Raw genomic sequence first — 16,943 nt, 5'->3', positions numbered from 1 at the left:
TTCGATCACTCCACAATCAGCTGGATCGTTGACCCGCTTCTAGATTTTTTCACTTCGATTCGGGCATCGACGCGATCTTTCAATTCTTGGACATGACTGATGACGCCTACAAGTCGACCTGTCGCTTGTATCGACATCAATAATTCGATTGCCTGGTCTAAAGATTCGGCATCAAGCGTCCCGAATCCTTCATCGATGAGCATCGTTTCAAGACTCACACCCCCGCTCAACTGTTGCACCACTTCTGCTAATCCAAGCGCGAGTGAGAGAGACGCTTTAAAACCTTCCCCTCCGGAAAGGTTTTGCACACGGCGTGATTGACCGGTGTACGCATCGAATACGAGGAGTTCAAGTCCGGACTTAGCATTCCCTTTTGCCGTCTCCACTTTTCGCTCTAGTCGAAACTGACCGCTTGTCATCTGGTCCAAATGAATGTTCGCCGCATGTAAAATCTGGTCGAAGAACGCCGTTTGTACATATGTTTCAAACGTCATTTTTTGCGGATTGATGCCTTTTCCGGTTTCTGCAATCAACTTGATGGTTTCTAATTTCTGTTCTTCACGTGCTGTGTCCTTACGAAGCGTATTCCACTCGGAGATGATTTGACGGTGTCTAGACAAGGCTTCTTGTGAGGTGATGAGATGTTCTGATGCTCGCTCGTATAATTCCTTGGCTTCGTTCACCTTCGTTTCAATCGACTGAAGGTCTGGTTGTGCTACATTTCCTAATTTCCCCTCAATCATCTGGATGCGGTGTCGTAACCGGACACCTTCCTCTTCTTCACGTTGTAAGTTCTCACGGATATTCGTTCGCTGATCGATTCGATCAGCTAGTTGTTCGTACCGCCCCTGGTTCAACTGCGCGACTTCTAATTGCTTATTCCAGGTCGTCTTTTGTGAATCGTATTGCTCCATCGCCTCAGAAAGCTGTTGCCGCATTAAAGTGAGTCGCTCTTCTTCTTTCCACGTTTCCTTTTTGACGATTTCAAAGTCATGGTCGAACGCTTCAATTTTTTTCGTAAGTATGGCGAGACGATGTTGTCGATTTGTCCGCTCGGTCTGTAACTCTTCTAACGTTGTTTCCTCTGTTTGACCGAGCGCGTTCAGTTTTTGCTGTATCGCTTCGAGTTCTGTGAGGACACGTTGACGTTCTTCAAATTGGTTACGTCGCTCTTCTTCAAGTTGTCTCATTTCACTGGTTAACTGACGAAGCGTTCGTTCATTCTCGAGACGTGTCCGCTCTTCACGTTGTAGACGATCCACATGCGCTTGCCATTTCTTGACTTCTTCTGATAATAATCCATCCACCTGAATATCTTTCGAAACCTCATCAAATTCTCGTCGTGCCTCTTCAAGCTGAGAATGGAGCGAACGATAATCGGATCTTGCTTCAAACAATCGAGTCGTCAATTCCTCCAGACGTGCCTTCGCCTCCTCTTCTTTTTCCATAGATTCAAGCAAGTCTTCGAACTGTGGGACATCATGGTGACGTGAACCACATACTGGGCAAGGCTCACCTTCTTGAAGGGTTTCACTGAGTTGTCTTGCCGCATTCATTTGTTCTTGCTGTTTGTACTTTGTCATTACTTCTTGTTGGATGGCATGCAGTCGCTGCACTTCTTTTCCGGACCGCTCACAAGTGGAGAGCTGATTTGATAACTCATTCACCTTCGCCTCAAGTTTGACCAAATACATCAATCGGTCGACATGTCGCTCCGCATCAACTGCACGTTCTTCAGGTTCAATCGACAACGTTTTCACTAATTGTTGTTCGTGGACTTGAAGTTCTTGGAGTCGAGCCTCTTTGGAAAAGGCATTTAATTCCTTCGCACGTTTCGTCAGTTGCTCACGTAATGTCACGTATTCCGCGCGCTCTTTCATTCGCGGTAACATCTCATCAATTAACCGAAGTCGCTCTTGAAGGGATAAGATTTCTTGTTTATTCTCTTCAATTGCAGATTGCTGCTCCGATAGTGAAGATTGCTTTTGTTGTAATTGTTCGAGTTTTTTAGAAGATGCTTGTTCCTCCACCGTCAGTCGTTGCACATGTTTCTTCATTTCTAATAATCGGTCATAGACTGGACGAATGTTCGCTGCTGCCTCTAAACGTTGCAACAACTCGTGACGTTCGTTTCGTTCTGTCTCGCCTTTTAAAAATAAATCAAGAGCTTGCAAGGTTTCTTGCTGTTCTTGAAATAAACTGACAAGCGCTTTCGCTTGTTCTAATTCGGTACGCGCCTGTTCGAGCTTCTTCGAATGATCCTGTTTCTGTTCTGTTGCGGACTCAACAGTTGTAATCAAACGTTGTTCGCGCTCGTCTAGCCACTGATGGATCACATCAATCGATTTCGTCGAAATCTCTTCGATTGCTTCATCTTCGAGCTCTAGTAACTTGAGACGGGTTCGCTCGACCGCCCATTCGACTTGTTTTCGGTATGTGCTGAGACGTTCTGCCCACTTCTCCTGGAAAACACGATACGCCTCCGTCTTGAAAATAGATTGCAAGATTTGTTGTTTCTCATTTGAGTTCGAATCGAGCAATTGTCTAAATTGGTTTTGAGGGAGTAACAAGATTTGACTGAATTGTTCATATGAAAGTTGTAAAATCGACTCGACTTCCTCTTGAACCTCGTTCACTTTTGTCGCGATCGGCTTCCAACCATCCTCCCATTCATAAAGAACGGCCTCATGTGGGATCGGTGTCTTGTTTTTCGGGTGAGGTTGTTGAGGTTGTCTCACGATTCGATAGTGGTCACCGCGAATCGTAAACGAAAAGTCGACCTCCGTCTTCAACTCAGGTTGTGCGAATTGACTTCTGAAATCACTCGCATTGCGCAGCGTCCCGCTGGCCCGTCCATATAATGCGAACGTCATCGCATCAAAGATGGTCGTCTTCCCTGCACCCGTCCGACCACTCACGACAAACATCGAGCGACCAACTAATTTTGTGAAGTCAATCGTTTCTCGTTCCGCATACGGTCCGAATGCTTGAATCTTCAATTCGACCGGTCTCATCTGACATCACCTTCTTCAATCATTTGTTTGACGGCATCCGAGGCCGTTCGGTCGTGTACAGCTTCAAAGAACTGTAGATACACCTCTTCGACGGATTGTCGTTCTAGCGTTTCCCGTTCAAATGTGGACGTCTGTTCTTGGCGTCGTAACAGCTCCAGTTCAAGATGAAGAATATTCGGATAAACGGTTCGAAGCTTTGCCATCGGATCAAAAAGTGCTTTGTCATCGGTCAACACGATTTTCAAATAATCATCGGTTTGTTGTTGTTGATAAAACGAAGGTGCGAGTAACTCATCCAACGTTCCTGCGAGCTGTCTCATGTCCCGTTCTGGCGTCAACGTTCGACGTCTACGCTTCCAGTGTCCGTCCCATTCCAAAATATCTACCGATTTCTCATGATTGACCTCAGAGAAAGAATATTTCATGAGAGAACCACTGTATGCAATCCGTTCTGAACGAATTGCATCACGATTATGTAGATGTCCAAGAGCCGTGTATGAGAACGGGTCATAGAGCCCTTTCGCGACCTGTCCGGCGGTACCGACCGATAACTGGCGCTCCGAGTCGGTCTCAAGTCCTCCTGCGACAAAACTATGGCCCACTGAGACCGCATTCTTCTCAATCGGTCCATATGCTTCAATGACAGCCTCTAATGCGTCATGGTGCGTGCGAATCGTTTCGTTTCCTAGTATGTGCCGAACACGTGCCGGCTCAAGAAACGGGATTGGGTAAAACGGAATTCCGGCCACTTCAAGTGGACCAGCATCTGGGTTTAATTTACCGATGATATGTAATCCTACTTGTCTCAACAATTTTGAACTATATTCGAGACGCTCCGCTGAGTCATGATTTCCCGCGATAGCGACGACCGGGATTTCACGCTTCAACACCAACTCTCGCCACATCTCATCGAGCAAATCGACAGCCTCGACGGGTGGGACGGCCCGGTCATACAAATCACCTGCAATGATGACTGCATCTGGCTTCTCCTCATCGACGATTTGTAAAAACGAATGGAATAAAATATTTCGCTGATCTTCTGTCATATGACGACCATGAACAATCTTACCTAGATGCCAATCGGCCGTGTGAATCCATTTCATCACGTATCACCTCTCTTTCTTATTCTAGCATGACTCAATCGTTCGATTCGACGTCTTGACACCCGATTTTGAAACAGCGAAAGTAAAGAGAGAGGAGGTTTGTTCAAAATGAATTCATCGACGTGGAAAACGTTTTTCCAACTTTTTAAAATCGCGAACCCTCCTAAAGGATTGTTTGTGGGAGCTATTCTGATTTCGCTTCTTCAAGCCGTCGCATCGCTAGCGATTCCACTCATCCTGCAACGTGTCGTTGACCGTTGGAGTAGTGACCTGTTGACGCCTGAATGGATTGCATATTTTCTCTTTGCCTTTCTCGTCCAGGTCATCACGAGCGCGTTATCGATTTACTGGCTACATATTGTTGGTCAACGTGTTGTCGCCAATCTTAGGACGACATTGTGGGACCACCTCATCAAACTGCCCATCCCTTTTTATGATGGGATCAAATCGGGAGAACTCGTCTCCCGCTTGAACAATGACACAACGACGCTGCAACAGCTGTTGTCCGAGCAAAGTGTCCGCTTGTTGACCTCTTTCGTCTCGGTCATCGGTGCCGTCGCCATCTTGTTCACGCTCGATTGGCAAATGACACTCGTCATCTTGTTTTCAGTGCCGACGACGCTTGTCATCGTCATCCCACTCGGCCGAAAGCTTCGAGTGATTGCAAAAGAAACGCAACAGGAGCTCGGTAACCTGTCCGGATTCTTTGCGGAACTGCTCGGTGAAATCCGTCTCGTCAAATCGCAGGCGACAGAACAAATGGAAGTGCGGACCGGGAAAGTGAAAATCGAAACGTTGTTCGATTATGGAGTGAAAGAAGGACGAATTCAAGCCATTCTCATCCCTCTCCTTAACGTCACGTTGACGGGGATGTTGATTGCCATACTCGGATTTGGAGCGTATCGTGTCTCGACAGGGGCCTTATCTACGGGTGAACTACTCGCATTCATGCTCTATGTATTCCAAATCATCACTCCTCTGATCACCATGAGTGAATTTTTGACGAGACTACAAAAAGCTCGTGGCGCAACTGAACGAATCGCTGAATTATTAGATGTCCGTCCTGAACCGTACAGCACATATCAAGAATCCATCGAGCAGGCTGACCTCTCTTTCGAGAATGTGACCTTTCATTATGGGACGGAACCCGTTCTTCAAGGACTGTCTCTTCACGTTTCACCTGGCGCAACGACCGCCATCGTCGGTCGAAGCGGCGCCGGCAAAACAACACTTTTTTCGCTCGTCGAACAATTTTACACACCAACGGAAGGATCAATCCGGTACGGTAATCTCGATATTCAAACATATGCCCGGGATACATGGCGTCAAATCGTCGGTTATGTCGCTCAAGACTCTCCCGTCTTGTCGGGTTCTGTTCGGACAAACATCGTCTATGGTCTTCAACGTGAAGTAAGTGATGCAGAAATCAAAGAGGCGTGTGAAATGGCAAACGCATGGTCATTTATCGAAGTGATGCCGAATCAGCTCGAGACGGAGATTGGAGAACGTGGTATTCGCTTGTCAGGTGGACAACGACAGCGTCTTGCGATTGCCAGGGCATTGTTACGTAATCCGCAAATTTTACTCCTCGATGAAGCGACGTCGAGTCTGGATTCAGAATCAGAACGCGTCGTCCAGGAAGCGCTCGATCGCCTGATGGTCGGGAGAACCACACTCGTAATTGCCCATCGCTTATCGACCGTCAGACATGCCGACCAAATCGTCGTGTTAGAAGATGGACGCATCAGCGGGATTGGGAAACATGAACAACTTTTAAACGAGAATGCTCTTTATCAGCGTCTCGTCTCACAACAATTACTAGGAGGACAATCTACATGAAAACAATCGGGTTTATCGGTCTCGGGGTCATGGGCCAATCCATGGTACGAAATTTGATGAAGCATGGTTTTGACGTAAAAGCTTATACGAGAACGAAAGAGAAGGCTGCCTCGCTATTAGAGGAAGGTGTAGTATGGTGCGAAACGATTCAAGAGGTATGTCAAGATGCTGATGCCGTCATCACCATCGTCGGTTATCCATCAGATGTTGAGTCAATTTATTTCGGGGAGGGAAATATCCTCGACTCGGCAGAACCAGGTACGCTCTTGATTGATATGACAACCTCTTCTCCGAAGCTCGCCGAACGAATCGCCGAAACGGCCATTGAACGGAGTCTTCTTCCGCTCGATGCACCGGTCACCGGTGGAGATATTGGTGCAAAAAATGGGACGCTTTCCATTTTGGTCGGTGGCGGAGAGTTCGCCTTCAATAAGGCAAAACCTTTATTCGAAGCAATGGGACAGTCCATTGAGCGGATGGGATATGCCGGGAGCGGACAATATGCGAAACTCGCCAACCAAATCGCCATTGCCGGAACGATGATGGGGAATGCGGAGATGTTCGCGTTCAGTAAACGAGCAGGACTTGACCCCGAAGCGCTCATCCGTACGATTCGTGGAGGAGCAGCCGGTAGCTGGACGCTTGAAAACTTGGTTCCACGGATGATTGTTGAAGATTATGCTCCAGGTTTCTTCATCAAACATTTTATTAAGGATATGACACTCGCCATCGAGAGTGCAAACGAACTTCAAGTGAAATTACCTGGACTCGAACTCGCTCATCGACTCTATTCGATTCTCGAAGAAAATGGATACGGGGAGAACGGAACACAAGCGCTCATCGAGTATTACCTTCATCAAGACGTTTGAATCATGCCGTTTGTGGAATTAGTAGGAGTGAAGGAGGCGATTTTCGTGCCATGGAACATGAAAGACTATCCTGAATCACTGAAAAACTTCGATCCACTTGTAAAAAAGAAAGCCATTGATATTGCGAACGCATTGCTCGCACAAGGCTACTCTGAGACGAAAGCGATACCGATTGCCACTGAACAAGCGAAAAAGTGGCATGCGGATGCGTCTAAACAAGAAAAACAAGATTTTGAAGACGCCCCTAACCCGAAAAAGACAGATCAGCATTGAACGTAAACAACCGGTCGGATTACCCGACCGGTTGTTTTGCGAGATATGACGCTTTCATTTCTAGATAGAGACCTGAAATCGCCGTCTGTAAGTAGGGCGTGACAAAGATGTAAGCGAGTCCCCCAGTAAGAAGGACGAGCGCGTACCATCCGATAAAACTTGCGAATAGCTTTAACATCGTCTGTTTATGCCCTTTCATCATTAGGCGACTCTTTCGCATGGCTTGGAATGCTGATAAATCTGGTTCGTCCCGCATGATGAACGGTGTGATGCGATACGTCAAATAAAACCAGACGCCAGGCACAATTAGGAATAACATCAACACGTTCAGCCCTAAATAAAACACTGCGTAATAAATCACCGCTCGTGAATACTCTCTCAGCGAGCCGAACGCTTCAATCAATAAGCCGAACTTAGGCTTCTCATCTTTAGCGACCTGAAGAAACACCCAATTCTTCCCGAGCTCGATTGGCGCGAGAAGGACTGTCGCTCCGTACAAAAGTGCCACAGAAGTCATGAGAACTTCAGGGTCATTCGTTGATAGGTCTAGACGTGATGTGATCATCGCCTGAATGACCATGACAGTCAAAACGACGAGTAATGATATGCCCCATTTTCCTGAGAGCATTCGAAGCGCATATTGTTTGTAAACGGAAGATTGCATGAGTTCACCTACACTTTGTATTTTCTTTCATTATAGCAAAAAAACAGTCTTTCGACTGTTTTCCGCTTTGACTCATCCACGAAGTTGTTTGAATTTAGCCCCATCCAACTGTCCGTTTGTTCGTACGCCATTCCCGACGTGTACCATGTCGACGTTGAGTCGTTCCCGTAAGGATGGCAATGTTTCTGTCGTGATGCCGGCTCCAGGCAATATAGTCATCTCTGCTTGCTCGTTCAGTCGGATCAATGTTTCGATACCTTCTAATGCAGTGTTCGCACCACCAGATGTCAGTAAGATATCGATTTCTGGGAAATCATTTAAGACATCCAGCGATTCAAATACATCACGCGATGCGTCGAAGGCACGATGGAAGGTTAGTGCCATCTCACCTTTATGTTTGATGACTTCTCCTAAAATCCGCTCATCGATTGCCCCGTCTTTTGTCAATGCACCAAAGACGATTCCATTCACCCCGAGTTCACGGCATAGACCAATGTCTGCAAGCATTGTTTCCACATCATCTTCGTTGAAATGGAATGAACGTGTATGAGGTCGAATCATGACATGTACCGGGATGGATACGTGCTCGATTACATTCCGAATCGTCCCGAAACTTGGCGTGATCCCGCCATTCTCCATATCTGCAATCAGCTCGAGTCGATCTGCCCCGAGTTGCTCCGCCTCGATTGCTTCAGATAACGTTGTGACAATCACTTCTATTTTCATACAATCGCTCCTTTTACGGCGCGAACTTCCAGTCCACACCATGTTCGGCTAAGACGCCTTTAAATTCTTGTGGTTCCGGAAAATCTGAGATGATTGCCGTCACCTTTGAAAAGTCGCACACCCGATATCTTTTTTGTTGGTTCAACTGGGTATGGTCGGTTAATAAGAATGTCTCGCGACTTTGCGACATCACCGATTGTGTGATACTAGCGAGTCCGAAAGCATCGCACGTCAAACCAAGGGTTGAATCGACCCCTTCAACAGATAAGATGGCAAGGTCGAACATATAGGTTTGGAGTTGTGTGAGAACTTGTTCGCCTGTCGTCACGAGATGTTTCGGATCGATTGTACCACCTAACAACTGGATCTCGCCACCAAGCACACCTTTCGCCCGTTGTTCAAACAAGGCTTTGGCGACCGTTAAAGATGGCGTGACCACCGTCACGTTTCGTCCTCGTAAACGAGATGCTACTTGTTCGGCTGCAACCCCATGACCGATATAGAGTAACGTATCGTCTGGAATCAATTGAAATGCCGTATACGCGATACGGCGGATGCCATCCATGTTTGCAATGACAATCGGCTGAAAAGACATGCTCTGATGAAGAACCGCACCCCCATAAACACGCTTGATCCGATGTTCTTTCTCTAGTTCTTCTAGATAACGTCGAATCGATTCCCCTGATACATTCAATCGTTCAATCAATTCGCTCGTCTTCACTTTACCTTCTCGTTCGATCCACTCGACAATTTTTTGTTTACGTTCTTCACCGATTAAAGACACACCCCTGCCTCCTCCACTAAAATCTTTCCTTTTCTAGTGTAACGAACGCATGTAAATTTAACGTAAATTGAAAGTAAAGAACGAGCAAATCCAACATGATTTTGTTTCTTTTTTATGTAAATCAACAACAATGCACAAAAAAGATGCGTCTTGATTGGACGCACCTGAAAGAAATTAAGATTTATGCTTGTTTCGAAAAAGTGGTACTTTTGGTTCTTTCCCGGCTCGTATTCGTTGCCAATTCGTACGATGTTTAATGATGATAAACAAGGCGAGCGGAACGATGACAATCAGAGGTAACCAATCTTTTGTCAACACACTGTACGTCGTTGCCGTCACGAGACCTACTGCAGCGGCAGCCATCGAGGAGAGGGATACCATTCGTGAAATGAGAAGTGTCACAATAAACGTACCAACGACGACAAAGAAGAACCACGGAAACGCTGCTAGAAGTACGCCGCCGCTCGTCGCGACCGATTTTCCACCTTTAAACTTCGCAAAGATCGGATAAGAATGGCCAATGACTGCGGGAATTCCGGCAAGCAGCAGACTCATCTCACTTCCGAATAAGAGTGGTAACAGAGCTGCGACTAGTCCCTTCCCCATGTCACCAAGTAAAACAAGAATTCCCGCTTTTTTCCCAAGAACTCGAAACGTATTCGTCGTACCTAAGTTACCACTCCCATGTTCGCGAACATCTACTCGATAGCCGAGCTTGCCGATGATGAGCGCAAATGGGATTGCACCAAGTAAATAACTTAAAATGATAATCATGATTTCTGTCACATATGGCATCGCAATTCCCCTTACTTCATATATTTCTCAATATATCGGTCATATGGCTGATTCAATGTGTGTACCGCTTTTGCATGCTCAGTACCGATATAACGTAAGTGCCACGGTTCATACATATAGCCCGTCTCTTTTTCAAACGCTTTTTGATAGCGAATGATAAAGCCATACTCGTGAGCATGTTCTGCGAGCCATTTCCCTTCAACCTTTTCACCAAGGCTTTGTGTGAGTTGATAATTGACTGAAGCACTCGAAACGTCGATTGCAAGACCTGTCTGATGTTCAGAGTGTCCGGGTGGAGCAGAATATTTCATCGCTTGTTCCTTACCATCCCGTTCTACATATGCATTGAAAAGATTGACTTGGTAGGCATAAGAGCGATAAGCACTTGTACCTTTTAAATCAACCCCATCTACTTTTGCGCCTAACATCAACCCTTCAATGGCACGAGCTGCTTCCTCTCTCAACAATTGTCTTTCCTCGGTTGCAGAATCAACGAAATCTATGTTTGCCCGAACAAGATCTGACGGTTCATAGTCTATTGGAAGGGCAATCTCTTTGTTCACTAAAATTAACGTATCTAGTTCTAGATTGGCTATCCCATCGATTTCAATGTCTTCGGCGAACCCTGACGTACTTGTATGATTACGGAATTCAGCAAATTGCGACCTTTGGTGCACAGGTGGCATGTATTCATCTATTCCTTCATTAACAGTCGAACTGTCCTCTTGAAGGGATTCCGATTCATTTGATTCTGTTTGTGGTTGATTTACTGTCGATGACTGTGTCGTTGGTTCTTTCGGTTCAACTTGCTCGTTTGTCGTACAACCGGCTAACATGAACGTCAAGGCGCCGCAAACCATCAAGACTGATGGATAACGCATGCGATTTTCCCCTTTCTAGATAACAAAAAGTACCGTCAAGATATGATACCATACTGACGGTACGAAGACAGAAGATTCTTAGACAGGATTCATGACGTTCATGTACATATTATGCCATTTCGGGAACTCTCGATCGAGGCGAATCGGTTTGAAATCTCCTCGCTTGACGACTACATGAGTCGTCTTGGCTGTCCCTACTAGCTCACCATCTTGGTTCGTCAACTCATACCCATAAATCGTTCTGATTTTTGAGTATTGGTCGACCCATACGCGCACATGAACCGTATCGCCAAACGTTACGCTTCGCTTGTAATCCATCGATACGTTCGTCACCGGCGAAACGAATCCTGCTTCTTCCATGTCTTTGTATTCAACGCCGAGCTGACGTAACAGTTCGGTGCGAGCAATCTCTAGATAAACTAAATAGTTGGCATGATAGACGATTCCCATCATGTCCGTTTCTTGATATCTAACTGGGATTTGAATCGTATGCATTGAATCATCCTTCTTTCCTACTACTAGTGTATTATAGTTTACTCTTAATATCTACTACTAATAATTGTTGGAGTGATGTCTCGTTCTCTTCCTCTGACATGAGTCGATACGATTGACGAGCGATTGACTCATCAATCACAGACAAGGCAGTCCGTGCATTCGCGTTATTGATTTCACTTAATCGAATCGATAACGCTTCAATCGCTTGTTCGTCCAGCTCGTATCCAAATTGGTTCGCATAGTTCACAGCAATCTCGACTAGTTGTTCTTGCGAATAATCTTCAAAATGAATCGTACGTTTCATGCGACTGCTTAGTCCAGGATTCGATTCAATCAATCGCCGCATCGGACCTTCATACCCCGCAAGGACGACAACAAGGTTTTCGCCATGTTTCGGCATTTCATCGACAAGTGTATCGATTGCCTCTCGACCGTAGTCATTCGCTCCTCCATTCAGGCTGTATGCCTCGTCAATGAGTAATACGCCACCGAGTGCATCACGAATCGCCGCTTTCGTTTTTTGTGCGGTCTGTCCCACATAGCCACTGACCAAATCCGCTCGACTGACAACGTTGACATGTCCACGCTTCAAATAGCCTGTACGCTTCAGCATTTGAGCATACAGATATGCAAAAGTTGTCTTACCCGTTCCACTATTCCCCGTGAGTGTCATATGAAGTTGGACGGGTGCCGTCTTCAGACCGAGCGCTTTTCGTCTCTTTTGGATGTTCACGAGTGCTTCAATCTCTGCCAATTGAGCTTTGGCATCTTCCATTCCGACAAGGTCGTCCAACGATGTTGGACTCGAATCTTCTTCGGGTTGATCAAAGTCTTCTTCGGTCAAAAGCGCCATCTCGTCTAGAGGGGCATCTGCACCGAAACGAGATCCTTTTTTAAACATCGCATCGAGTAAGATGTTATGAACCGTTCGCGCATTCCCGAACGTCGAATCGACTCGTTCACGGTCAATCCGTGTCAGAAGTGACCGTTTTGCTTCCTCCGTCAACACATAATTATTTTCCTGTGCCACTTTTTCACCGATTGCGACTAATTCCTCATCCCGATAGTTTAGCAACTCGTAGTGATTCGATTCGGGGAATCGTGAGCGTAAACCAGGGTTTGCAAGTAGAAAATGACGCATCTCTTCAGGATAACCGGCCAGGATGACGACAAACTTCCCGGCATATTCGCCGCTCGTCATCGCTGCGACGAGCGTGTCGATTGCAGCTTGCCCATAGTCACTGCCACTCGCATCTTGACGTTTTAGTGCATATGCCTCATCTATGAACAGGACGCCACCTTCTGCTTCTTTCACTTTGTTCATCACTTGTTCTTCCGTCTGCCCGACGTACGCCCCGACTAGACTTGAGCGATCTGCCTCAACGAGATCAGGACGACTGAGCAAACCGAGTTCAAAATAAATCTCTGCCATGAGTCGAGCCAGCGTCGTTTTCCCGGTACCTGGATTACCCGTAAACACAAGATGAAGAGAGGGTTGGTGCTTCGATGAAAACCCTGCTTTTTCTCGTTCTTTCTGGAAGAGCAGGAAGCGATACCATGCTTTCACACGGTCTTTGATGTCATCTAGACCAATCATTTCCTCAAGTGATTCGATGGCGCTCGAACGTGTCTCCGTTTTACGTTCCGGTAGCAACTGACAGATTGCATCGAGTCGCTCTTTGACGAGCACAACGCGTTCACCGAAGCGACGAAACGCTTCTCGACTGAAGTAGTTCCCTTGCATCGATGCGAGTAAAGATGCCGTATCATCCTCTAACGATGCGACTTCCTGCATCGCCTCGATAATTGCCTCGAATATCTTCTCGAGTTGCCCCCGCCATTCTGAGTCCCGCAAATCAGACTTGGCCGCCTCCACTTCATCGTGAAGTCGGTCGAGTTGGTCAAGTAGTGCAGATGTTTTTGACTCATATTCCGTCAAAATTTGTACCTTCATTGAGGCGTAATCTGCTTCGCGAAGTGTCGGCCAATCGATTTGAAGCGCTTGTTTTGAACGACGCAATTGCTCGTTCAATTGAAACAGACGTAATTCCGGAGGTAACGCATTCATCGACTCTAATTCTTTCACCCAGCGGTTCAATAACGGGTCCATCGACTCCTTCTGCTCGAGTCGATGTGTAGCAAGCAATGTCAATGAACGAATCAATTCTTCTTCATGCCCAGTCGCACGTGACCAGTGCGCATAAGATAAAAGCGCCGCCTCATTAATCTTTTCTCCAGCTTCCCAGTTCGTCAAATCCGTTTGAACTTGTTCAACTTGAATTTGTTTCATTCTGTTCTCCCTTTCAGACGACAAGGGAGCCGACATGTTGTCTGCTCCCCATCGGATTATCTTGATTCAAAAGATGTCATTCGAATCGAATGGAACAACTTTCCGTTATTCCGCGATTCTGCCGCAAGCAAAATCCGTTCATTCGCATCGACATAATATGTGACTGTCTCTTTATTATCTTCTTCACTAAAAATAGATGGATAGTTTTGAACCCATTCTTCAGGAACCGTTTCAGCCGCTTCAGACTTCACATAAGCTTGCGCTGTTCGACCGACTAAATCTGTCTCGCCCTCACTTGACCCGAGTGTGCCATCGTCTAGCCATTTACGAATCTGTTCATTCGTGGCGCGGGATAGGAATGGATGCGGTGCGACTGCTCCGGAATTGGTTTCTTGTCGAAGAACCTCTTCTCCGTCCGGATTAAACTCCAAATACGTTTCTCCGTCCCACTCTGCTTTTGCACCCACGTTTGGTCCCATGACGACTTCTGAGACAAAATGTCCGTCTTCATCATACGTGACAAGGTACTCTCGTTCTTCGAGTGTTTCCCCTTCTTTCGGAAGTTTACGCTCTTGATACCCAATCACGACATTTGAGTAGAACGGTTCAACCTGTTCTCCCTCTTCACCATTCAGATTCATGAGTACGTAAAAATTATAAGCGAGTAATGCCCCGACAATGAGGATGCCGGCCAAAATGACCCAGCTCAACCGTTTTTTTATCTGTTGTTTCATAGCCTATCCTCCTCGTTTCTTCACTTACTATCCTACACTAGCTAAGAGGACAAGCAAAATATTTTTAACTGAAAAAAGGGCCTCGAACGAGACCCTTTCAGATTATCCTAGTTTATCGTCATCTTTCATCTGTGATTCAAGCCATTTATCTCGTTCATCCGGCTCATCAGCCAAGTCTCTGAACAAGGCGATGATCATAAAGACAAGAACGAAGATGAATGGGAAAGCTGCGAGAATCGCAACAGCTTGCAGGGCATCCAAACCACCAGCGTAAAGAAGCACGGCAGCGATAGATGATTGGATCACACCCCATGTCATTTTAATTCCCATTGGCGGGACAAGCTTCCCGTTTGAAGTGAGCATACCGAGTACATATGTCGCTGAGTCAGCAGACGTGATAAAGAATGTCGAGATGAGGAAGATTGCGACAATACTGAGTACTGTCCCAAAACCACCAAACGTATCGAATAACGCGAACAGCCCGACTTCTGTACCGATTTCGTTCACTTGTCCAATCAAGTCGTATCCACCGAACAAGTCAGCCCAGATAGCTGAGCCACCGAATACGGAGAACCATAAGAGTCCGAACGATGTAGGGACAAGTAAAATCCCGATAATAAATTCACGAATCGTGCGGCCTTTCGATACGCGGGCGATGAACGTTCCGACGAATGGTGACCACGAGATCCACCAAGCCCAATAGAAAATCGTCCAGCCGTTGATCCACTCACGTTCAACCGGCTCGAATGCGGCCGTACGGAAACTCATACCAGGAAGTTGTTGCAAGTACGTTCCTACCGTTTGTGTGAACAAGTCGAAGATGAATGCAGTCGGTCCGGCGAACATGGTCGCGACAAGTAAGACGATTGCCAAGAAAATGTTCGTGTTACTTAAAATTCGAATCCCTTTATCAAGACCCGTTGAAGCACTGATCATGTAAAGTACCGTTACGACGGCGATGATGATCAACTGTGTCACGAAGGCGTTCGGTACCCCAGGGATGAGATAATGAAGGCCACCGGCAATCTGTTGAGCACCAAAACCGAGTGAAGTCGCTACCCCAAATGCCGTCGCAATGACCGCAAGAATATCGACCGTTTGTTTCACAGGTTGTTCGTAGCGGTTGTGGACGAGCGAACCGATTGTCTCCCCAATCGTCGCAGGGCGTCCTTTTCTAAACGTTGAATAAGCGATGGCGAGTGCGATCATGGCATAAATTGCCCATGGGTGAAAGCCCCAGTGGAAGAATGCATAACGCATCGCAGTACGCGCGTCTCCTTCAGATGTCAAAGAAGAGAATGGCGGTGAATGAAAATGAAGCAACGGCTCTGCTGCTCCCCAGAAGATGAGTCCAATCCCCATTCCGGCACTGAACAACATGGCGAACCATGACAAGTAACTGAATTCAGGTCGGTCCGTATCTTTACCGAGACGAATCGATCCATAGCGAGAAAAGATTAAAAAGATAGCGACGAGTAAAAATCCGGTCGCACTTAACAGGTAGAACCAACCCATCCCGTTTGAAAGCCACCCTTGTAACGTGCTCGTTACATTTAATAGGCTAGCATTTCCTAAAATGCTTTCGGGAAATAATCCCCAGATTGTGAATAAGCCAGTTATGATTGCAGATATGACAAACACAGGCGTCACACGGCTTTTCCGTTCCATAAAATCACTCCTATTTAATTTTCTATTTTCATATACGTTTTCCACCCTAACATACTTTTTAAACAAGTCTCAACCCCAACTGTCCATAAATGTGTCATTTACTGAAAAATAGATAGGTGTCTTGTCAAGAAGTTGTTTCTTTCGGTTCAAGTGAGACAATTAACGTCTCATCCACCACATAATAAGGTCTTTTTGGAAGTGTCTTTAAGTAACCTCCCTCTCGAAGTCTTGTCAAATCTAGTTGCAGTGCATTTTCAAATTTCCGCAATGGCAATTTTTTCTCTTGGTCCATGTACAAGTCTAAGGCACGCTGTACTTGGTCCATCTCATAGATGACATCACGCTCTTCTTCCGGAACGATATGAAACGTCTCTTTCGACATATAGAAACGCTGTTTCGGGATTCCGGACAAATGATGCTTCAATCGTTTGGTGTCAATCTCTTGTGTGTCATCTAGTAGGACGGTTCGATTTACGCCCTTTGGCAACGTCTGTTCATACTCGTGAATCGCATGACGTAATTCAGGTAACGAGATGTCGATTTCTCGAACAGGATCCACCTCTTTTTGCTGTGTCAAACGCTTCCACCAACTCTTACTCTTCTTTTCTTCCCGCTCCATAAGCACACCCCTCCCTGTCTTCCTGTTCCCGATTCTTTTAAAACTTTCACCATAAATTCGCATATTCATTAAAAAAACCTTCCTTTTTTCAAAGGAAGGTTCAGGCTGTTGACGAACCAAATCGCATATGGCGATTTGGTTCGTCTTTTTTTATGTTCAACGAGCTTGAGGCGTTCTGCCCGACATAAG

General features: G+C 46.2%; 15 protein-coding genes. 3 read left to right on the top strand and 12 right to left on the bottom strand.

The features are described from left to right. Positions 1–5: 5 nt before the first annotated feature. Both KNO99_RS14630 and KNO99_RS14625 read right to left on the bottom strand, forming a co-directional pair. Positions 6–3,014, bottom strand: a complete 3,009-nt coding sequence (locus KNO99_RS14630; protein WP_214749915.1) for an AAA family ATPase — start codon at positions 3,012–3,014, stop codon at positions 6–8. After that, positions 3,011–4,117, bottom strand: coding sequence for an exonuclease SbcCD subunit D (locus KNO99_RS14625; RefSeq protein ID WP_214749913.1), 1,107 nt, complete (start codon positions 4,115–4,117; stop codon positions 3,011–3,013). Before KNO99_RS14625 ends, KNO99_RS14630 begins: the two co-directional genes overlap by 4 nt. A 108-nt stretch (positions 4,118–4,225) precedes the next feature. Here KNO99_RS14625 and KNO99_RS14620 point away from each other — a divergent pair, with 108 nt between their 5' ends. From KNO99_RS14620 to KNO99_RS14610, 3 genes are read left to right on the top strand one after another with little or no spacing between them, the layout of a single operon-like run. Beyond that, positions 4,226–5,956 (top strand): ABC transporter ATP-binding protein, encoded by a 1,731-nt coding sequence (locus tag KNO99_RS14620; protein WP_214749911.1) that lies wholly within the window; start codon positions 4,226–4,228, stop codon positions 5,954–5,956. Continuing rightward, a complete protein-coding gene (locus tag KNO99_RS14615; protein ID WP_214749909.1) occupies positions 5,953–6,825 on the top strand; it encodes an NAD(P)-dependent oxidoreductase in 873 nt (290 codons plus the stop codon). The genes KNO99_RS14620 and KNO99_RS14615 overlap by 4 nt, the downstream gene beginning before the upstream one ends. A gap of 45 nt (positions 6,826–6,870) precedes the next feature. After that, positions 6,871–7,098: a DUF2188 domain-containing protein gene (locus KNO99_RS14610; RefSeq protein WP_214692661.1), complete on the top strand. Its 228-nt coding sequence runs from the start codon at positions 6,871–6,873 to the stop codon at positions 7,096–7,098. A gap of 19 nt (positions 7,099–7,117) precedes the next feature. Here the strand turns inward: KNO99_RS14610 and KNO99_RS14605 are convergent, their stop codons facing one another. The 10 genes from KNO99_RS14605 to KNO99_RS14560 all read right to left on the bottom strand — a co-directional run bounded on the left by KNO99_RS14605 (position 7,118) and on the right by KNO99_RS14560 (position 16,754). After that, complete coding sequence (locus tag KNO99_RS14605; RefSeq protein WP_214749907.1) at positions 7,118–7,762, bottom strand: DUF975 family protein; 645 nt, start codon at positions 7,760–7,762, stop codon at positions 7,118–7,120. Between the two features lie 72 nt (positions 7,763–7,834). Continuing rightward, on the bottom strand, positions 7,835–8,488 hold the full coding sequence (locus KNO99_RS14600; protein WP_214749904.1) for a copper homeostasis protein CutC: 654 nt from the start codon (positions 8,486–8,488) through the stop codon (positions 7,835–7,837). Between the two features lie 13 nt (positions 8,489–8,501). Beyond that, positions 8,502–9,272, bottom strand: coding sequence for a DeoR/GlpR family DNA-binding transcription regulator (locus KNO99_RS14595; protein ID WP_214749901.1), 771 nt, complete (start codon positions 9,270–9,272; stop codon positions 8,502–8,504). A 174-nt stretch (positions 9,273–9,446) separates the two neighbouring features. Next, entirely contained in the window at positions 9,447–10,067 is a 621-nt protein-coding gene (gene plsY / locus KNO99_RS14590) for a glycerol-3-phosphate 1-O-acyltransferase PlsY (protein WP_214749899.1), read from the bottom strand. An 11-nt stretch (positions 10,068–10,078) separates the two neighbouring features. Next, positions 10,079–10,948, bottom strand: a complete 870-nt coding sequence (locus tag KNO99_RS14585) for a M15 family metallopeptidase (RefSeq protein ID WP_214749898.1) — start codon at positions 10,946–10,948, stop codon at positions 10,079–10,081. A gap of 78 nt (positions 10,949–11,026) precedes the next feature. Continuing rightward, positions 11,027–11,443 carry an acyl-CoA thioesterase gene (locus tag KNO99_RS14580; protein ID WP_214749896.1) on the bottom strand — a complete coding sequence of 139 codons (417 nt, stop codon included), beginning with the start codon at positions 11,441–11,443 and terminating at the stop codon, positions 11,027–11,029. 31 nt (positions 11,444–11,474) lie between these two features. After that, positions 11,475–13,733, bottom strand: a complete 2,259-nt coding sequence (locus tag KNO99_RS14575; protein ID WP_214749894.1) for an AAA family ATPase — start codon at positions 13,731–13,733, stop codon at positions 11,475–11,477. A 56-nt stretch (positions 13,734–13,789) separates the two neighbouring features. Next, positions 13,790–14,467 (bottom strand): hypothetical protein, encoded by a 678-nt coding sequence (locus KNO99_RS14570; protein ID WP_214749892.1) that lies wholly within the window; start codon positions 14,465–14,467, stop codon positions 13,790–13,792. A gap of 102 nt (positions 14,468–14,569) precedes the next feature. Next, entirely contained in the window at positions 14,570–16,135 is a 1,566-nt protein-coding gene (locus tag KNO99_RS14565) for a BCCT family transporter (RefSeq protein ID WP_214749890.1), read from the bottom strand. A 124-nt stretch (positions 16,136–16,259) separates the two neighbouring features. Then, a complete protein-coding gene (locus KNO99_RS14560) occupies positions 16,260–16,754 on the bottom strand; it encodes a DUF3939 domain-containing protein (protein ID WP_214749888.1) in 495 nt (164 codons plus the stop codon). Between the last annotated feature and the right edge of the window lie 189 nt (positions 16,755–16,943).

It is taken from the genome of Exiguobacterium sp. s189, from assembly GCF_018617615.1.
In the GTDB taxonomy this organism is placed as follows: Bacteria; Bacillota; Bacilli; order Exiguobacteriales; family Exiguobacteriaceae; genus Exiguobacterium; species Exiguobacterium aestuarii_A.
This window is presented reverse-complemented; position numbering and strand designations above follow the sequence as displayed.

Excerpts from the sequence above, each read along its gene's own strand:
- KNO99_RS14580 (WP_214749896.1), bottom strand. The coding sequence starts at position 11,443 with ATGCATACGATTCAAATCCCAGTTAGATATCAAGAAACGGACATGATG.
- KNO99_RS14585 (WP_214749898.1), bottom strand. The coding sequence starts at position 10,948 with ATGCGTTATCCATCAGTCTTGATGGTTTGCGGCGCCTTGACGTTCATG.
- KNO99_RS14615 (WP_214749909.1), top strand. The coding sequence starts at position 5,953 with ATGAAAACAATCGGGTTTATCGGTCTCGGGGTCATGGGCCAATCCATG.
- KNO99_RS14600 (WP_214749904.1), bottom strand. The coding sequence starts at position 8,488 with ATGAAAATAGAAGTGATTGTCACAACGTTATCTGAAGCAATCGAGGCG.
- KNO99_RS14560 (WP_214749888.1), bottom strand. The coding sequence starts at position 16,754 with ATGGAGCGGGAAGAAAAGAAGAGTAAGAGTTGGTGGAAGCGTTTGACA.
- KNO99_RS14565 (WP_214749890.1), bottom strand. The coding sequence starts at position 16,135 with ATGGAACGGAAAAGCCGTGTGACGCCTGTGTTTGTCATATCTGCAATC.
- KNO99_RS14605 (WP_214749907.1), bottom strand. The coding sequence starts at position 7,762 with ATGCAATCTTCCGTTTACAAACAATATGCGCTTCGAATGCTCTCAGGA.
- plsY (WP_214749899.1), bottom strand. The coding sequence starts at position 10,067 with ATGCCATATGTGACAGAAATCATGATTATCATTTTAAGTTATTTACTT.
- KNO99_RS14625 (WP_214749913.1), bottom strand. The coding sequence starts at position 4,117 with ATGAAATGGATTCACACGGCCGATTGGCATCTAGGTAAGATTGTTCAT.
- KNO99_RS14570 (WP_214749892.1), bottom strand. The coding sequence starts at position 14,467 with ATGAAACAACAGATAAAAAAACGGTTGAGCTGGGTCATTTTGGCCGGC.
- KNO99_RS14630 (WP_214749915.1), bottom strand. The coding sequence starts at position 3,014 with ATGAGACCGGTCGAATTGAAGATTCAAGCATTCGGACCGTATGCGGAA.
- KNO99_RS14620 (WP_214749911.1), top strand. The coding sequence starts at position 4,226 with ATGAATTCATCGACGTGGAAAACGTTTTTCCAACTTTTTAAAATCGCG.
- KNO99_RS14575 (WP_214749894.1), bottom strand. The coding sequence starts at position 13,733 with ATGAAACAAATTCAAGTTGAACAAGTTCAAACGGATTTGACGAACTGG.